18 protein-coding genes are annotated in these 14,691 nt (G+C 70.0%); 6 read left to right on the top strand and 12 right to left on the bottom strand.

Annotation, left to right across the window (positions count from 1 at the left end; all coding sequences use genetic code 11):
* Nucleotides 1-57: 57 nt before the first annotated feature.
* Together EAT49_RS04250 and EAT49_RS04245 are read right to left on the bottom strand one after the other, a co-directional pair.
* Complete coding sequence (locus tag EAT49_RS04250) at nt 58-2,586, bottom strand: ABC transporter permease (RefSeq protein WP_123641047.1); 2,529 nt, start codon at nt 2,584-2,586, stop codon at nt 58-60.
* Nucleotides 2,583-3,278 carry an ABC transporter ATP-binding protein gene (locus tag EAT49_RS04245; protein WP_123641046.1) on the bottom strand — a complete coding sequence of 232 codons (696 nt, stop codon included), beginning with the start codon at nt 3,276-3,278 and terminating at the stop codon, nt 2,583-2,585. The genes EAT49_RS04250 and EAT49_RS04245 overlap by 4 nt, the downstream gene beginning before the upstream one ends.
* 61 nt (nt 3,279-3,339) lie before the next feature.
* On the opposite strand from EAT49_RS04245, the gene EAT49_RS04240 reads away from it, so the two are divergent.
* Complete coding sequence (locus EAT49_RS04240; RefSeq protein WP_246003758.1) at nt 3,340-3,945, top strand: arylesterase; 606 nt, start codon at nt 3,340-3,342, stop codon at nt 3,943-3,945.
* Between the two features lie 279 nt (nt 3,946-4,224).
* Here EAT49_RS04240 and EAT49_RS04235 read toward each other — a convergent pair whose 3' ends face one another.
* The 3 genes from EAT49_RS04235 to EAT49_RS04225 all read right to left on the bottom strand — a co-directional run bounded on the left by EAT49_RS04235 (nt 4,225) and on the right by EAT49_RS04225 (nt 5,606).
* Nucleotides 4,225-4,431 (bottom strand): cold-shock protein, encoded by a 207-nt coding sequence (locus EAT49_RS04235; RefSeq protein WP_123641044.1) that lies wholly within the window; start codon nt 4,429-4,431, stop codon nt 4,225-4,227.
* Between the two features lie 217 nt (nt 4,432-4,648).
* Nucleotides 4,649-5,209, bottom strand: a complete 561-nt coding sequence (locus EAT49_RS04230) for a type 1 glutamine amidotransferase domain-containing protein (RefSeq protein WP_123641043.1) — start codon at nt 5,207-5,209, stop codon at nt 4,649-4,651.
* 190 nt (nt 5,210-5,399) lie between these two features.
* Nucleotides 5,400-5,606 carry a cold-shock protein gene (locus EAT49_RS04225; protein WP_123641356.1) on the bottom strand — a complete coding sequence of 69 codons (207 nt, stop codon included), beginning with the start codon at nt 5,604-5,606 and terminating at the stop codon, nt 5,400-5,402.
* 262 nt (nt 5,607-5,868) lie between these two features.
* On the opposite strand from EAT49_RS04225, the gene EAT49_RS04220 reads away from it, so the two are divergent.
* Nucleotides 5,869-6,516 (top strand): transposase, encoded by a 648-nt coding sequence (locus EAT49_RS04220; RefSeq protein ID WP_123641042.1) that lies wholly within the window; start codon nt 5,869-5,871, stop codon nt 6,514-6,516.
* A 314-nt stretch (nt 6,517-6,830) separates the two neighbouring features.
* Here the strand turns inward: EAT49_RS04220 and ettA are convergent, their stop codons facing one another.
* The gene (ettA, locus tag EAT49_RS04210; protein ID WP_123641355.1) at nt 6,831-8,486 is read right to left on the bottom strand and encodes an energy-dependent translational throttle protein EttA; all 1,656 of its coding nucleotides are present in this window, start codon (nt 8,484-8,486) and stop codon (nt 6,831-6,833) included.
* Between the two features lie 112 nt (nt 8,487-8,598).
* On the opposite strand from ettA, the gene EAT49_RS04205 reads away from it, so the two are divergent.
* A complete protein-coding gene (locus EAT49_RS04205) occupies nt 8,599-9,681 on the top strand; it encodes an AI-2E family transporter (RefSeq protein WP_123641040.1) in 1,083 nt (360 codons plus the stop codon).
* A gap of 10 nt (nt 9,682-9,691) precedes the next feature.
* Here EAT49_RS04205 and EAT49_RS04200 read toward each other — a convergent pair whose 3' ends face one another.
* Nucleotides 9,692-10,240, bottom strand: coding sequence for an adenine phosphoribosyltransferase (locus EAT49_RS04200; RefSeq protein WP_123641039.1), 549 nt, complete (start codon nt 10,238-10,240; stop codon nt 9,692-9,694).
* Nucleotides 10,241-10,367: 127 nt separating this feature from the next.
* Nucleotides 10,368-10,493, bottom strand: coding sequence for a hypothetical protein (locus EAT49_RS21695; protein WP_281274714.1), 126 nt, complete (start codon nt 10,491-10,493; stop codon nt 10,368-10,370).
* Between the two features lie 117 nt (nt 10,494-10,610).
* On the opposite strand from EAT49_RS21695, the gene EAT49_RS21050 reads away from it, so the two are divergent.
* On the top strand, nt 10,611-10,784 hold the full coding sequence (locus EAT49_RS21050; RefSeq protein WP_185020634.1) for a hypothetical protein: 174 nt from the start codon (nt 10,611-10,613) through the stop codon (nt 10,782-10,784).
* Between the two features lie 242 nt (nt 10,785-11,026).
* Here EAT49_RS21050 and EAT49_RS04190 read toward each other — a convergent pair whose 3' ends face one another.
* Both EAT49_RS04190 and EAT49_RS04185 read right to left on the bottom strand, forming a co-directional pair.
* A complete protein-coding gene (locus EAT49_RS04190) occupies nt 11,027-11,890 on the bottom strand; it encodes an S-methyl-5'-thioadenosine phosphorylase (protein ID WP_123641037.1) in 864 nt (287 codons plus the stop codon).
* A gap of 67 nt (nt 11,891-11,957) precedes the next feature.
* Entirely contained in the window at nt 11,958-12,560 is a 603-nt protein-coding gene (locus tag EAT49_RS04185) for a flavin reductase family protein (RefSeq protein WP_123641036.1), read from the bottom strand.
* A gap of 72 nt (nt 12,561-12,632) precedes the next feature.
* Here EAT49_RS04185 and EAT49_RS04180 point away from each other — a divergent pair, with 72 nt between their 5' ends.
* A complete protein-coding gene (locus tag EAT49_RS04180; protein ID WP_123641035.1) occupies nt 12,633-13,118 on the top strand; it encodes a GNAT family N-acetyltransferase in 486 nt (161 codons plus the stop codon).
* 32 nt (nt 13,119-13,150) lie between these two features.
* Nucleotides 13,151-13,948 (top strand): EcsC family protein, encoded by a 798-nt coding sequence (locus EAT49_RS04175; protein ID WP_123641034.1) that lies wholly within the window; start codon nt 13,151-13,153, stop codon nt 13,946-13,948.
* Nucleotides 13,949-13,994: 46 nt separating this feature from the next.
* Here the strand turns inward: EAT49_RS04175 and EAT49_RS04170 are convergent, their stop codons facing one another.
* Together EAT49_RS04170 and EAT49_RS04165 are read right to left on the bottom strand one after the other, a co-directional pair.
* Entirely contained in the window at nt 13,995-14,327 is a 333-nt protein-coding gene (locus EAT49_RS04170; RefSeq protein ID WP_123641033.1) for a DnaJ family domain-containing protein, read from the bottom strand.
* Nucleotides 14,328-14,359: 32 nt separating this feature from the next.
* The gene (locus tag EAT49_RS04165) at nt 14,360-14,689 is read right to left on the bottom strand and encodes a DnaJ family domain-containing protein (RefSeq protein ID WP_123641032.1); all 330 of its coding nucleotides are present in this window, start codon (nt 14,687-14,689) and stop codon (nt 14,360-14,362) included.
* Nucleotides 14,690-14,691 lie beyond the last annotated feature (2 nt).

The following is a 14,691-nucleotide window of genomic DNA, read 5'->3' as shown; positions in this document are numbered from 1 at the left end:
GGGGGTCCGGGGGGCGGAGCCCCCCGGCGGATCGGCGCCGCAGGCGCCGAAACCCCTCTACTCCCGCGCCCGCAGCACGCGCGCCGGGCGGGCGGCGAGCGGGCGCAGGGCGAACATCAGCCCCGCCGCGAGGGTGGCCGCCATGCCGCCGAGGATGATGGCCAGCGCGTTGGGCCAGATCACCGCGTAATCGGTCTCCATCACGAAGGTGGAGACCGCCCAGCCCCCCGCGATCCCGGCCGCCAGCGCCACTCCGCCCGCGGCGAGGCCGAGGAGTAGCGAACGCAGCGCGAAGCTGCCGAGGATGCGCCCGCGGGAGGCGCCCAGCGTCTTCAGCACCGCCGATTCGTATATGCGGGACCGCTCGCCCGCCGCAGCAGCCCCGATCAGCACCAGAAAGCCCGTGAGCAGCGTCGCCGCCGCGCCATAGCGCGTGGCGGCCGAGATGCCCGCGAGCAGCTCCATCACCCGCTCGATCGCGTCGCCCACGCGGATCGCGGTGACGTTGGGATAGGCCTCGGCGATGTCGCGGACGATGGCGGCCTCGGCCGTGCGCTCGGCATAGACGGTGGAGATCCAGCTGTGCGGCGCGCCCGCCAGCGCCGCCGGGTTCATCGACAGGATGAAGCCGATGCCCGCGGTCTCGAAATCGACCTCCCGGAAGCTCGCGATGGTCGCGGTGATGTCCCGCCCGAGGATGTTGACCGTGATCTCGTCGCCGAGGCTGAGGCCGATCTCGGCGGCTTCTTCGGCGGCGAAGCTGACGAGGGGCGGGCCGTCATAGCCCTCGGGCCACCATTCGCCGGCGGTCAGCTCCGCCTCGGCGGGCAGGGTTTCGGAATAGGTCACGCCGCGGTCGCCCTGCACCACCCAGTGCCCGCCCGCGGCCTCCATCGCGGGCAGGCCGTTGATGCGGGTGATGATCCCGCGCAGCATGGGCGCGCTGTCGACGCGGCTGACCGCCGGGTCGGTCTCCACCCTCTCGCGGAAGCCGTCGATCTGGCCGGGCTGGATGTCCACGAAGAAATAGGAGGGCGCGACGGCGGGCAGGTCCGTGGTGATCGACTGGCGGATGTTGCCGTCGATCTGGCCGATGCCCGCGAGGACCGACAGGCCGAGGCCCAGCGAGAGCACCACGCTCGTCGCCTCTCCCCCCCGCGCGCCGATGGCGCCGAGCGCGAGGCGCAGGGCGGGCCGCCCCCGCGCCGCCCGGCCCGAGCGGCGCGCGAGGACCCGCGCCAGGCCCGCCGCCAGCGCGAGGAGCGCGAGCGCCCCGGCGATGCCGCCCGCTGTCCAGAGCGTCAGCTCGACCGTGCGCGAGAAGGCCGACGCCGCGCCGAGGAGCGTCGCCACCAGAAGCCCGGTGGCGACGAGGTAGCGTGCGCGGGGCAGGGTGCTCCCGCCCGAGAGAGCATCGCGGAAGAGCGTCGCCGCCCGCACTTCCTCCGCCCGCGCGAGCGGCCAGAGGGTGAAGGCCGCCGCCGCGAGCGTGCCGTAGAGCGCCGCCTCGAGCAGCGGCCCCGGATAGAGCGCGAAGACGGCCGGGATCGGCAGCCTGGCCTCGATCACGGGGGCGAGAAGGAGCGGCACGCTCGCCCCCAACGCCAGCCCGAGCGCGATCCCGAGCACGGCCAGCGCGCCGATCTGCAGGAAATAGGTCTGGAAGATCACCGCGCGCGGCGCGCCGAGCGTCTTCAGCGTGGCGATGACCTCGGTCTTGCCGGCGAGATAGGCGCGCACCGCCGCCGACACGCCCACGCCGCCCACGGCGAGACCCGAGAGCCCGACGAGGATCAGGAAGGCCCCGAGCCGGTCGACGAATTCCGCGATCCCGGGCGCCCCCGCCCGCGCATCGCGCCAGCGCAGCCCGGCATCGCGCCAGAGCCTCCGGGCCTCGGCCTCGAGCGCCGCGAGGTCCGCGCCCTCGGGCAGGTCCAGCCGGTATTGCGTGTCGAAAAGCGTGCCCTCCTGGATCAGGCCGCTGCCTGCGAGGTCCTCGGTCCGCACCATCGTCCGGGGGCCGAGGCCGAATCCGCCGCCCGAATTGTCGGGATAGCTGTCGAGGATGGCCGAGAGCACGAACTCCTGGTCGCCGAGACGGAAGGTCTCGCCGGGGCTCAGAGCCAGCCGATCGGTCAGCGTCCGCTGCATCACCCCGCCGGGCAGGGTGCCGTCGCCCGCGAAGGCTTCGGCCAGCGGCATGTCCGGGTCCAGCCGCACGGCGCCGACGAGAGGGTAGAGATCGTCCACCGCCTTCACCTGCGTCAGCGCCCGCTCGGCCCCCTCCGCCCGGGGGACCACGGCCATGGAGCGGAAATCGACGGTCTCCGACACCGCCTCGGCGACGCTCTCCATCCAGGCAAGCTCCGCCTCCCGGGCGAAGCGGTAGGTGAACTGCGCCTCGGCATCGCCGCCCAGGAGCGCCGCGCCTTCGCGCTCCAGCCCGGCCTGGATCGAGGCGCGGACGGTGCCCACCGCCGCGATGGCCGCGACGCCGAGGGCGAGGCAGGCGAGGAAGATGCGAAAGCCCCGCAGTCCCCCGCGCAATTCGCGCCGGGCGATGCGGGCGGAGACCTGCCAGCTCATTCCGCGGCCCGCGCCTCTGCCGGCGCCTCGATCCGGCCGTCGCGCAGGCGCACCATGCGGTCACAGCGGCGGGCGAGTTCCATCGCGTGGGTGACCATGACCAGCGTCGCGCCATGCCGGTCGCGCAGGCCGAAGAGCAGGTCCACGATCGCCGCGCCGCTGGTCTCGTCGAGGTTGCCGGTGGGCTCGTCCGCGAGCAGGATTGCCGGGCGCGGCGCGGAGGCGCGCGCCAGCGCCACGCGCTGCTGCTCTCCGCCCGACATCTGACCGGGGTAATGCCCGGCACGATGACCGAGGCCCACCGCCTCCAGTTCCGCTTCGGCCCGGTCGAAGGCGTCGCGGTGTCCGGCCAGTTCCAGAGGAGTGGCGACATTCTCCAGCGCCGTCATCGTCGGGATCAGGTGGAAGGACTGGAAGACCACGCCCATATTGTCCCTGCGAAACCGCGCGAGCGCGTCCTCGTCCATCCGCGTCAGGTCCTGCCCGAGGGCGGTCACGGTGCCCGACGACACGCTCTCGAGCCCGCCCAAGAGCATGAGGAGCGACGACTTGCCCGATCCGCTAGGCCCCACGAGCCCCAATGTCTCCCCCCGGCCCACGTCGAGCGAGATGCCGCGAAGGATCTCCACCGGTCCCGCGTTGCCGTCGAGCGTGAGTGAAACGTCGCGGAGCGACAGGACGGGATCGGTCATGGGGTGCCTCGGGTCTGCCTTCTCTGCCCTGCGATATGGGGCGGTTCTCTGCGCCTGCAACATGATGCTCGCCGGGGCGGCCGCCGCCGAGACCGTGACCGTGGCCGCCCTGGGCGACAGCCTGACGCAGGGCTACGGCTTGCCGCCCGAGGACGGCTTCGTTCCGCAGATGGAGGCCTGGCTCCGGGACCGGGGCGCGGATGTGGAGATGATCAACGCGGGCGTCTCGGGCGATACCACGGCGGGCGGGCTGTCCCGGGTCGAATGGACGCTGACGCCCGAGGTGGACGCGATGATCGTGGCGCTGGGCGGCAACGATTTCCTGCGGGGGGTCGATCCGGCGGTGAGCCGCGCCAATCTCGACGGCATCCTGAAGGCGGCCGAGGACAAGGGCGTCAAGGTGCTGCTGGTGGGGATGATCGCCTCGTCGAACTACGGCGCAGAGTTCAAGCAGGCGTTCGACGCCATGTATCCCGAACTGGCGGAGGCCTACGGCGTGCCGCTCTATGACGCCTTCTTCGAGGGGCTGGAGGTGGGTGAGGACACTGCGGGTGCCGCGCGGAGGCTGATGCAGCCGGACGGCATCCATCCCAACGGGGAGGGCGTGGCGCTCATCGTGGAGGCCATGGGCCCGTCGGTGCTGGCGCTTGTCGAGAGCGTCGAGTGAGCCCGGACAGCGCCCGCTGGCCTCAGATCAGGGCCCAGTCCTGGAAATCGAAGCTGTCGCATTTCCGCGGCTCCGGCCGGGGGATCGGCAGAGGCTCGGGCGGGGGCTGGCTGTGGCGGGTCTTCTTGCGCTCGGGCATAACATCCTCATTGGTCGAGGAGCCAACGCGCCGAGGCGGCCGGAGGTCCTTCGTCCGGACCATCTGACCCAAAAAAAGGCCGCCGCCTGGGAGGGGCGACGACCGGGGATGCGGCGGATCGGGCGCGCAGCCCGATGAGGTCAGGCGAGGGCGATGTTTGTCGCGCTCTGCCGGCCGTCACGTCCGGACTCGAGGTCGAAGGTGACCTTCTGGTCGTCCTTCAGCCCGGTCAGGCCGGCCCGTTCGACGGCGGAGATATGGACGAAGACATCCTTGCCGCCGCCATCGGGCGCGATGAAGCCGTAGCCTTTGGTCGTGTTGAACCACTTCACGGTGCCAGTTGCCATGTGAGAGTATCCTTTCGCTCTCAAGTGTCGCTGCCCGCGAACGTGCGGCAGCTGCGGCGGTGTCTTGTTCGAGAGCTCTGGACCGATAGCGGCAGAGAGGGTCGAATAGAAGATCGGTCGCCAAACGGAAAATGCCAGCGATCACGTCGGGCTGCAAGAGGCAAGCAAGCGGGGGTGCGCGGGTGTCGCAGGGGGACCTCCGCGCGACCCTGGCCCCTCAGGCCGCATCCCGCCTGCGGCTGTCGTCCTCGACCGCCTCGACGATCCCGGACACGAAGGCGTCGAGATCGCCTGGGTTGCGGCTGGTGACGATGCCGTCCGATACCACCACCTCGCGATCAACGACCCGGGCGCCGGCGTTCTCGAGGTCGGTGCGGATCGAGGCGTAGGAGGTCATTTCGCGGCCGCGGGCGACGCCGGCCTCGATCAGGAGCCAGGGCGCGTGGCAGACGGCGGCGACGGGGCGTCCGGCTTCGACGAAGTCGCGGATCAGGCGGATCGCGTCCGGGTTCACCCGCAGGAGGTCGGGATTGATCTGGCCGCCGGGCAGCACGAGGGCGTCGTACTCGGTCATCCGGACGTGTTCCAGCGCCATGTCGTGGGCCACGGTGCGGCCCCAGTCGTCGGTGTCCCAGCCCTTGATGTCCTCGCCGCCGGGGCTGGCGACATGGACGGTGGCGCCCTTCTCGCGGAGCTGGTCGCGGGGCACCTCGAGCTCGGACTGCTCGAAGCCGTGGGTGGCGAGGATCAGGATCTTCGCATCGGTGATCTTGGGCATGGGGCCTCCTCGGGTCCTGGGTTCGGGGGAGGAAGCCCGGGGAGGCGGCCTTGTTCCATCGGGCAGGGGCGGGGCGTCCACACGTGGACGCATGTTCAAGTCATTGGTATTCAAAAAGAAAAAGGGTCAACGCCGCGTGGCGTTAACCCTTTCCGTGCCGTCCCCCGCGCAGAGGGACCGGCGGTCGTGGTCAGGCGAGCTGCAGGTTCGACGCGCTCTCGCGGCCGTCGCGGCCGGATTCGATGTCGAACGTCACCTTCTGGTCGTCCTTGAGCCCGGTCAGGCCGGCCCGCTCCACGGCGGAGATGTGGACGAAGACGTCCTTGCCGCCGGTGTCGGGGGCGATGAAGCCGAAGCCTTTGGTTGCGTTGAACCACTTCACGGTGCCACTGGCCATCGTGATATCCTTCATGTTGTCGCTGCCCGCAGGGGTGCGGCAGCCCGGCTCGGTCACGTCTAGGTTCGAGGACTGTGAGCCGGGTCGCGGAAAACAGAAGGGTCGAATAGAAGATCGGTCGCAAGGCGCCTGTGACAGGTCTGGCGAGTCGGCGCAAGGAAATTCGGGGGCGGCCTTTGGAGGAGCGGGCAGCCGGGCTGAAGCCCGGCCTACATCTTGTCGCGTTCACCGGCCCTTAACCTGAGACGTGCGAGACGGGGGCATGTCCGTCTATCTCCGCCCGAAGGTGACCGGGGCCACCGCATTTTTCACTGTTACTCTGGCCGAGCGCGGGTCGGGTCTTCTTGTCGATCATGTGGACCTGTTGCGGGCGGCTGTCTGGCGAACGCTCCTGGAGAGACCGGCCCGGATCGACGCCTGGGTGGTGCTGCCGGATCACATCCACGCGATCTGGACGCTTCCGGCAGAGGACCGAGACCATGGCCGGCGATGGGGCGCCATCAAGGCGCGCTTCACCATGGCGCTCAAGGTGCGATGCGACGCGGCGGCGGACGACCGGCGTGTAGGCCGGGCTGTAGGCCGGGCTTCAGCCCGGCTTACCCCGCCTCCAATCTTCCCCACCGATCTGCCCGTCGTGCGGTCCGGGCGGTATGCCGGGCTGAAGCCCGGCCTACGGACGGAGAAACGGGAGGCGGCAGTCTGGCAACGCCGCTTCTGGGAGCACCATATCCGGGGTCCGGAGGACTACGAGGCCCACGTTCGCTATTGCCTGATGAACCCCGTCAAGCACGGGCTGGTCGAGCGGCCGGAGGACTGGCTGTTCTCGTCGATCCACCGGGATATCCGGGAGGGGCGGTGGGCAGCGGCGGATCGGGACGCGGCGCGTGCCCTCGCGCCAGAACGGGCGTAGGGTGGGTTTTCAACCCACCTTTCGGCGCGGAAGGGCGGGTGATGGGGTGGAAGGCCAACGGCGCCCTCCGGGATCGGCGGGGCCGGGTGGGTTGGAAACCCACCCTATGTCCGGTTACTTTCAGCGTTTCCCGATTAACGCCTGATAGTATACATAAGGAGCGTCTGGATTGTCGGGTCGGTAGACGACACAGACGCCCCCTTGGAGGGTGTAGCCGGCCTCCAAGGAATCGTTGATCCGGGCCTCCAGAGTCTCGGGAGAGGGCGCAGTCATGATTTCGTATGAAGGCACGAGTTCACGCATCTTTTCGCCCCCTACCGCGAGAACTTCTTGAACTTCACCCGTTTCGGCTCCAGCGCGTCCACGCCCAGTCTCCGCTTCTTGTCTTCCTCGTAATCCTCGAAATTGCCCTGGAACCACTCCACATGGGCCTCGCCCTCGAAGGCGAGGATGTGGGTGCAGATGCGGTCGAGGAAGAAGCGGTCGTGGGAGATGACCACGGCGCAGCCCGCGAAATCCACCAGCGCGTCCTCGAGGGCGCGCAGGGTCTCCACGTCGAGATCGTTCGTCGGCTCGTCGAGGAGCAGCACGTTGCCGCCGGATTTCAGGAGCTTGGCCATGTGCACCCGGTTGCGCTCGCCGCCCGAGAGAAGCCCGACCTTCTTCTGCTGGTCGCCGCCCTTGAAGTTGAAGGCGCCGCAATAGGCGCGGGAGTTCATCTGCGCGTCGCCAAGCTGGATGATCTCGCCGCCGCCGGAAATCTCTTCCCAGACGGTCGCATCGGCGTCGAGCGCGTCGCGGGACTGGTCCACATAGGAGAGCTGAACCGTGTCGCCGTACTCGATCGTGCCCTCGTCCGGCTGTTCCTGACCGGTCAGCATCCGGAAGAGGGTGGACTTGCCCGCGCCATTGGGGCCGATCACGCCGACGATGCCGCCCGGGGGCAGGGAAAACGACAGGTTCTCGATCAGGAGCTTGTCGCCATAGGCCTTCGTCAGGCCTTCCACCTCGATCACCTTGCCGCCGAGGCGGGGGCCGTTCGGGATGATGATCTGCGCGCGGCCGATCTTCTCTCGCTCGGACTGGCCTGCCATCTCCTCGTAGGCGGCGATCCGGGCCTTCGATTTCGCCTGCCGCGCCTTCTGGCCCTGGCGCATCCATTCGAGCTCGCGCTCGAGCGTCTTCTGACGCGACTTGTCCTCGCGCGCCTCCTGCTCCAGCCGCTTGGCCTTCTGTTCGAGCCAGGCGGAATAGTTGCCCTCGTAGGGAATGCCGCGGCCGCGGTCGAGTTCGAGGATCCAGCCGGTGATCTCGTCGAGGAAGTAGCGGTCGTGGGTGACGATCAGGCAGGTGCCCTTGTACTCGATCAGGTGGTTCTGCAGCCAGGCGATGGTCTCGGCGTCGAGGTGGTTGGTGGGCTCGTCGAGGAGCAGCATGTCCGGCGCCTCGAGCAGGAGCTTGCAGAGCGCGACGCGCCGCGCCTCGCCGCCCGACAGATGCGCGGGCATGGCGTCGTCGGGCGGGCAGCGGAGGGCCTCCATTGCGACGTCGATCTGGGCATCGAGATCCCAGAGGTTCTCGGCGTCGATCTCGTCCTGAAGCTGCGCCATCTCCTCGGCGGTCTCGTCGGAGTAGTTCATGGCGAGTTCGTTGTAGCGGTCGAGCTTGGCCTGCTTGGCGGCGACCCCTTCCATGACGTTCTCGCGGACGGTCTTCGTCTCGTCGAGCTGCGGCTCCTGGGGCAGGTAGCCCACGCGCGCGCCCGCCGCGGCCCAGGCCTCGCCGGTGAAATCCTGGTCGATGCCGGCCATGATGCGCATGAGCGTCGACTTGCCCGAGCCGTTGACGCCCACGACTCCGATCTTCACGCCCGGCAGAAACGACAGGCGGATGTTCTCGAAGGTCTTCTTGCCGCCCGGATAGGTCTTCGAGACGCCGTCCATGTGGTAGACATACTGGTAGCTGGCCATCGGTCGCGCTCCGGTCATGGGGTGAAATCGGTCTCTCCGCTCTTACGCGGCGGGCGCGCGGGGTGCAATCGGCGGCGGGGGGCGGAACCAAGGCGCGGATCGGTGCTTGTTCATGCGCATGACACAGTCTCCCGACCCGGGCGCCGACCTGGGGGCCATTCGCAAGATCCTGACGGGGTTCTTCTTCCTCGCCTGCCTCGCCACGATCTATGTGGCGCGGGCGCTGCTGCTGCCCGTCGTTCTGGCAGTGCTGCTGGCGCTGGTGCTGCGGCCGGCGACCCGGTGGCTGGCGCGGCGCGGCGTGCCCGATGCCCTGGGCGGGCCGCTGATGATCCTCGTGGTGGCGGGCGGCACGGTGGCGGGGGCCTATGCGGCGAGCGGGCCGGTGTCGGACCTCGTGCAGCGGGCGCCCGTGATCAGCGCGGAACTGCGCTGGAAGCTGCGGGACGTGCTGGCGCAGGTCGAGGAGGCGCGGGCGGCCTCCCAGGAGATCGAGTCGATGACCGAAGGCGACGACGACGCGCAGCGCGTCGTGCTGGAGGAGGCGGGCGTCATGGGATGGGCGCTGTCCTCGCTGGCGGGGGCGGGGAGCGCCTTTGCCGTGGCGCTGGTTCTGGCGACCTTCCTTCTGGCCTCGGGCGAGGTCATGTCGCGGCGGCTCGTGGCGGCGACGAAGCCGGTGGACCGGGGGCCGGACGCGCTGGCGCTGATCCATGACGTGGAAGGGCGGATCTCGCGGTACCTGGGCGCGATCACCGTCATCAACGCGGGTCTGGGCGTCGCCATCGGGCTCGCCATGTGGCTTCTGGGACTGCCGGATCCCGCGGTCTGGGGGCTCGCGGCCTTTCTGCTGAACTTCCTGCCCTTCATCGGCGCGGTGGTCGGCGCCGCGGGGGTGGGCGTGGTGGCGCTCGTGACCTTCGACACGGTGGGCTACGCGCTGCTGTGTCCGGCGGTCTATCTCGTGCTCACCTCGATCGAGGGCAATTTCGTGACACCGATGCTCGTGGGCCGGAGGCTGGCGATCAACACCGTCGCCGTCTTCCTGACGGTGATCACCTGGGTCTGGCTCTGGGGAGCGATCGGCGCCTTTCTCGCGGTGCCGGTCCTGCTGGTGATCAAGACCATTGCAGAGCAGGCGCCGCGCCTGAAGGCGCTGGACCTGATGCTGGGCAGCGACGTGCCCGGCGGATAGGCCGGCGCGGTCAGTCGCCCTCGAATTCGCAGAGGGTCACCACGTCGAGGCCCATGGCCTCCAGCCGCGCCCGGCCGCCGAGAGCCGGCAGGTCGATGACGAAGACGCAGCTTGCAACCTCGGCGCCGAGCCGTTCGATCAGGCGCACGCCCGCCTCGGCCGTGCCGCCGGTGGCCAGAAGGTCATCCACCAGAAGGACGCGTTCCCCGGGCTGGAGGGCGTCGTCGTGCACTTCGACCACCGCCTCGCCGTATTCGAGCGTGTAGCGTTCGCTCAGCACCGCGCCGGGCAGCTTGCCCGCCTTGCGGATCGGCACGAAGCCGCGGCCGAGCTGATGGGCCACCGCCCCGCCGAGCACGAAGCCGCGCGCCTCGAGCCCGGCCACCTTGTCGATGCGCGTGCCGGCATAGGGATGCAGCATCAGGTCCACGGCGAGCCGGAGCCCCCGCGGGTCCGCGAAGAGCGTCGTCACGTCGCGGAACTGGATCCCCGGCTTCGGGAAGTCCGGAATGGTGCGGATGTAATCCTTGAGCGCCTTGGCGGCTCGGGTGTCTGGCATGGCCGGTCTCCGGTCGGGTCGCGCGCCATTCTGCGCGCCGCGACGGGCCATGCAAGCGCCGACTGCGGCGGGCAGGAGGGGCGGGGCGTCTGGCCGTGCTCCCTGCCTGTTCCGTCAGCGACCGTCCTCAGCGCCGGGGGCGCACGGCCTCCCGGGCGAGGCGGTAGAGCCGTGCCGGAAGCCAGCGGAGGTGGGGCCGGTTCCAGTCGAGCCGGTCTTCGGTGAACAGCGTCCGTGCCGTGTGAAGTCCCATTTCCTGTTCCCTTTCTTCTGTCGGAGGGGTAAGCCTGCGTCGATCATCGGTATAGTGCATGTATATACATTTGCTATGCCAAAGGCAAGAGCACCGGGGCGACAGCGGGACTATGGCGTGGGCAAGAAGGACGACAGGAAGAAGTCGAAGAAGGACAGCCAGCTGATCCTGAGGCTCGACAAGGAAGAGCGCGACGCCTTCATTTCGCTCTGCAAGGACCTCGACACCTCCGCCGCGCGCGAGGTGCGCCGGTTCATCCGGGCGTTCCTCGCCGAGCACGGACAGGAGTGAGGCGGGGCCTTCCGCGGGATGTGCCGGGCCTGCGGCGGCGGTTCGTTGACGCGGGTATCGGCCGGGCTTGTGTCCGGCCCCGAGAACGATGGATGGGGTTTGCCGGGTCAGCCGGGTCATACGCCCGCCCTACGGAGGGGGGGCGGTGACGCGGGTGAAGGCCGGGCTTATGGACCGGCACCGGGGACGATTGATTGGGGTCACGGGATCTGCCGGGCTTCAAGCCCGGCCTACGGCCCGGCCTACAGGACCCTCCCCGCCACCGCGTCGAGCCTGGCCAGAACGGCCGGGTCCCGCCGGTCGGGCGCGGTGAGGATGGCGTGGTCGAGCGCCCGGTCGCAGCCGTGGGGGCAGGGACCGGACGCCGCTCCAGAGGCTGCGAGCCGCCCGATCAGCGCGCGGGCGTTCTGCGAATTGGCCTTCAGCGTGGCGATGATGTCGCTGATCTGCACAGTGTCGTGGTCCGGGTGCCAGCTGTCGTAATCGGTGACCATGGCGACGGAGGCGTAGCAGAGCTCCGCCTCGCGGGCGAGTTTCGCCTCGGGCATGTTCGTCATGCCGATCACGTCGGCGCCCCAGTGGTCGCGGTACATCCGGCTTTCGGCCACCGAGGAGAACTGCGGCCCCTCCATGGCGAGGTACGTCCCGCCACGGTGGCAGGTCACGCCGGCCTCCCGCGCCGCCGCCTCCAGCCGGTCGCCGAGGCGCGCGCAGACGGGATGCGCGACCGAGACATGGGCGACGCAGCCCGTTCCGAAGAAGGATTTGGCCCGCGCGAAGGTGCGGTCGATGAAATCCGAGACGATCACGAAATGGCCCGGCGCCATCTCCTCGCGGAATGATCCGCAGGCCGAGACGGAGACGACCTCCGTGCAGCCGAGCCGCTTCAGCGCGTCGATATTCGCGCGATAGGGCACCTCGGTGGGGGAATGGACGTGCCCGCGCCCGTGGCGGGGCAGGAAGGCGAGCTCCGTCTCGCCGAAGCGCCCGGTCAGGACCTCGTCCGAGGGTGCCCCCCACGGTGTGTCCACGGGGTGCCAGGCCGCCTCCTCGAGCCCGTCGATGTCGTAGACCCCCGATCCGCCGATGACCCCGATCCTGCCCATGTGTCCTGTCCCCTGGCCGTGTCGGGCACAACCTATGCGATAGCATCGCCCATGGGAAGCCGCGCCGTCAGTCCGGCCGCCTGAGCGGGAAGAGCTCGGTGATGCGGCTGTAATCCTGGTACCCGAGGCGGGTGAGCGGCTGGTAGAGAGTCAGGTCGAGCCGGCCGTCCTTCAGGAATTCGTCGCGGATATGCACGCCGGTGACCTCGCCGAAACTGACGAGGTTGGCCTCTCCGGGCAGACGGACCTGCTCCACCAGGCGGCATTCGAGCACGGCGGGGGCCTCGGCGACGAAGGGGCAGTCGACGGTCCGGCATTGCGCCTTGGCAAGGCCCGCGTGGGCGAATTCGTCCGCCTCGCGGGGCAGGCCGGCGGAGCTGGCGTTCATCGCGTCGCGCAGGGCGTAGCTGACGATGTTGACGGCAAAGACGCCGGTGTCGCGGATGTTGGCGGCGCTGTCCTTGGTATCGTCGCGGTCCTCCTTGGCGGAGGTGGAGGCGAACATCACCATGGGCGGCGTGTAGGCCACCGCGTTGAAGAAGCTGTAGGGCGCGAGGTTGTCGCGCCCGTCGGCGCCGCGGGTGGAGATCCAGCCGATGGGGCGGGGCGTGACGATGGCGTTGAACGGGTTGCGCGGCAGGCCGTGGCCATCCTCTGGGCGGTAGAACATCGCGATTCCTCCGGTTTGCCCCCGACCTAGCCCCATGCTAGGCGCGCCGCCAGCACGGCGGCGGGGCGGACGATGGGCATATCGGAGGAGCGGGCGGAGGACTGGTGGGAGGTGGAGGCGCTCTACGACCTCTGCTTCGCGCCCGGCCGCACCGCGCTCTCCTCCTACCGGCTGCGCGAGGGCGTGCCGCCGGAGGGCCGGCTCTGCCTTCTGTGGCGCGACGAGGACGGCGCGCTGGGCGGCGCGATCCGGGTCTGGCCGGTGAAGGTGGGCGCGGCGCGGGCGCTGCTGGTGGGGCCGATCGCGGTGCATCCGACCCGGCAGGGCGAGGGGCTGGGCGCCTTTCTCATTCGCTCCGTGGTGGAACGCGCGGCCCAGGCGGGGGAGGCGCGGCTCATGCTGGTGGGGGATGCGCCCTATTACGGGCGGTTCGGCTTCCGGCGGCTCGAGGAGGTGGAGATGCCGCCGCCCACCAATCCCGAGCGGGTCCTGGGGCTGGCGCTGCGGCCCGGTGCCTGGATGGGTGTTTCGGGCGCCGTGACGCGTGCGGTGGATTGACCAGGGGGGCGGGGCTCCCCATTTCTTCTTCCATGGACGAGCCGAATCCCCTCCGCGAGATCAATCCCGAGCCGCCGCCGGTGCCGCTCGACGAGGCCGCGCGCGCCGAGATCGCCGCGCTCGTGGACCGGCAGCGCCGCGCCCGCGGGCTGCTGATGCAGGTCATCACCTTTGCCGGCGGTCAGGTGGAGGACGCGATGAAGCGGCTTCCCAAGGGCGCGCGCGGGCGGATCAACGAGGTTGCCCGCACAGCGCTCGAGCGGTCCTACGAGGTGGCCTCTGGTACCGGCGGGCGCTGGGAGGGGGACCGGGCGAACAAGGCCTTTGCCGCGCTATCGGGCGCGCTGGGCGGCCTTGGGGGCCTCCCTACTGCGCTGGCGGAACTGCCGGTGGCGACCACGGTGATCTTCCGCGCCGTGCAGGGCGTCGCGGCGCAGAACGGCGAGGACCCGAGGAGCGTGGAGACGCGGCTGGAATGCCTGCGCGTCTTCGGCTCGGGCGGGCCGGGGGAAGAGGACGACGGGATCGACACGTCCTTTCTCGGTGCGCGGCTGTCGCTGACGGGGCCGGCGGTACACCGGCTCATCGCCGCCGTGGCGCCGCGCTTCGCCGCTGTGCTGGGCCAGAAGCTCGCGGCGGGGGCGGTGCCGCTCATCGGGGCGGCGGCGGGGGCTGGGACCAACTATGCCTTCATCGACTATTACGTCGAGATGGCCCACGTCCATTTCGGCCTGCGGCGCCTCGCGCGCGGCTATGGCGAGGCGCAGGTGCTGGAGGAATTCCACAAGGTCCTGGCCGAGCGCAGCCGCCCGGCGGTGCGGGCGGGCTGATGTCCGGAAAGGGGTCAGGGCGACCCATCCGGCATACGCCACACGCTCAGCGCATGAAGCGGCGGCGGGCCTCTACGGCCATGGCATAGGCCATCTCGGCCTTGGCGATCGCGGCCATCGCCTCCCGGCGCGCGTCCTCCGTCCGGGCGGCGGCATGGGCACGACGGGCGGCGGAGAGCTTTTCCTTGAGGTCGAATTCCTGCGGGCGCACGCCGGCCTCGGCCATGATCCGGTGGGCGACGCGGGTGCCTTCGTCGAGGAAGGCCTCGCCCGAGCGGTCCGGCAGGGGCCGGCCCTCGCCCTCGAGGCCCGAGAGCTGTCCCTCGGCCTCCGCCTTGCGGATCTGGGCTTCGGTCAGGGAACGGAGCGATCTGGACATGGCTGCAACATAGGCGCGGCGCGCGACTGCCGCTAGCGGCGGCGCATCCTGAATTCCGCGGCCATGTTGATCCGGAGTTCGAGGTCCGCGATCCGTCCCATCGCCGCGCGCTTCTCGTCGTCGGTTCCGGCGGCCTTGAAGGCCGCGCGGGCCTCCGACAGGGCCTTGCGCATGGCGACCTCCGGCGGGACGGCGCCATTCTCCGCCATCACGCGATGACCGATCTCGGTCGCGGCGTCGAGATTGGGGTTGGTCGACCGCGCGGGGAGGGGCTGTCCCGCGCCCTTGAGGTGATCGAGCTTGCCCTCCTCCTGAAAGGCGTCGATCAGGCGCTGGGCGATGCGGGCGAGGGCTGTCGACATGG

The organism is Histidinibacterium lentulum (assembly GCF_003789055.1).
In the GTDB taxonomy this organism is placed as follows: Bacteria; Pseudomonadota; Alphaproteobacteria; order Rhodobacterales; family Rhodobacteraceae; genus Oceanicola; species Oceanicola lentulus.
The sequence above is the reverse complement of the archived record's forward strand: the minus strand, read 5'-3'. Positions and strand labels throughout refer to the sequence as shown.

Bases quoted from the DNA above. Each gene is read 5' to 3' on its own strand.
- EAT49_RS04235 (WP_123641044.1), bottom strand. From the start codon at position 4,431: ATGGCAACTGGCACCGTGAAGTGGTTCAACACGACCAAAGGCTACGGC.
- EAT49_RS04205 (WP_123641040.1), top strand. From the start codon at position 8,599: ATGCGCATGACACAGTCTCCCGACCCGGGCGCCGACCTGGGGGCCATT.
- EAT49_RS04245 (WP_123641046.1), bottom strand. From the start codon at position 3,278: ATGACCGATCCCGTCCTGTCGCTCCGCGACGTTTCACTCACGCTCGAC.
- EAT49_RS04250 (WP_123641047.1), bottom strand. From the start codon at position 2,586: ATGAGCTGGCAGGTCTCCGCCCGCATCGCCCGGCGCGAATTGCGCGGG.
- EAT49_RS04165 (WP_123641032.1), bottom strand. From the start codon at position 14,689: ATGTCGACAGCCCTCGCCCGCATCGCCCAGCGCCTGATCGACGCCTTT.
- EAT49_RS04175 (WP_123641034.1), top strand. From the start codon at position 13,151: ATGGACGAGCCGAATCCCCTCCGCGAGATCAATCCCGAGCCGCCGCCG.
- ettA (WP_123641355.1), bottom strand. From the start codon at position 8,486: ATGGCCAGCTACCAGTATGTCTACCACATGGACGGCGTCTCGAAGACC.
- EAT49_RS04200 (WP_123641039.1), bottom strand. From the start codon at position 10,240: ATGCCAGACACCCGAGCCGCCAAGGCGCTCAAGGATTACATCCGCACC.
- EAT49_RS04220 (WP_123641042.1), top strand. From the start codon at position 5,869: ATGTCCGTCTATCTCCGCCCGAAGGTGACCGGGGCCACCGCATTTTTC.
- EAT49_RS04185 (WP_123641036.1), bottom strand. From the start codon at position 12,560: ATGTTCTACCGCCCAGAGGATGGCCACGGCCTGCCGCGCAACCCGTTC.
- EAT49_RS04230 (WP_123641043.1), bottom strand. From the start codon at position 5,209: ATGCCCAAGATCACCGATGCGAAGATCCTGATCCTCGCCACCCACGGC.
- EAT49_RS04190 (WP_123641037.1), bottom strand. From the start codon at position 11,890: ATGGGCAGGATCGGGGTCATCGGCGGATCGGGGGTCTACGACATCGAC.
- EAT49_RS04225 (WP_123641356.1), bottom strand. From the start codon at position 5,606: ATGGCCAGTGGCACCGTGAAGTGGTTCAACGCAACCAAAGGCTTCGGC.
- EAT49_RS04180 (WP_123641035.1), top strand. From the start codon at position 12,633: ATGGGCATATCGGAGGAGCGGGCGGAGGACTGGTGGGAGGTGGAGGCG.
- EAT49_RS04170 (WP_123641033.1), bottom strand. From the start codon at position 14,327: ATGTCCAGATCGCTCCGTTCCCTGACCGAAGCCCAGATCCGCAAGGCG.
- EAT49_RS21695 (WP_281274714.1), bottom strand. From the start codon at position 10,493: ATGGGACTTCACACGGCACGGACGCTGTTCACCGAAGACCGGCTCGAC.
- EAT49_RS04240 (WP_246003758.1), top strand. From the start codon at position 3,340: ATGATGCTCGCCGGGGCGGCCGCCGCCGAGACCGTGACCGTGGCCGCC.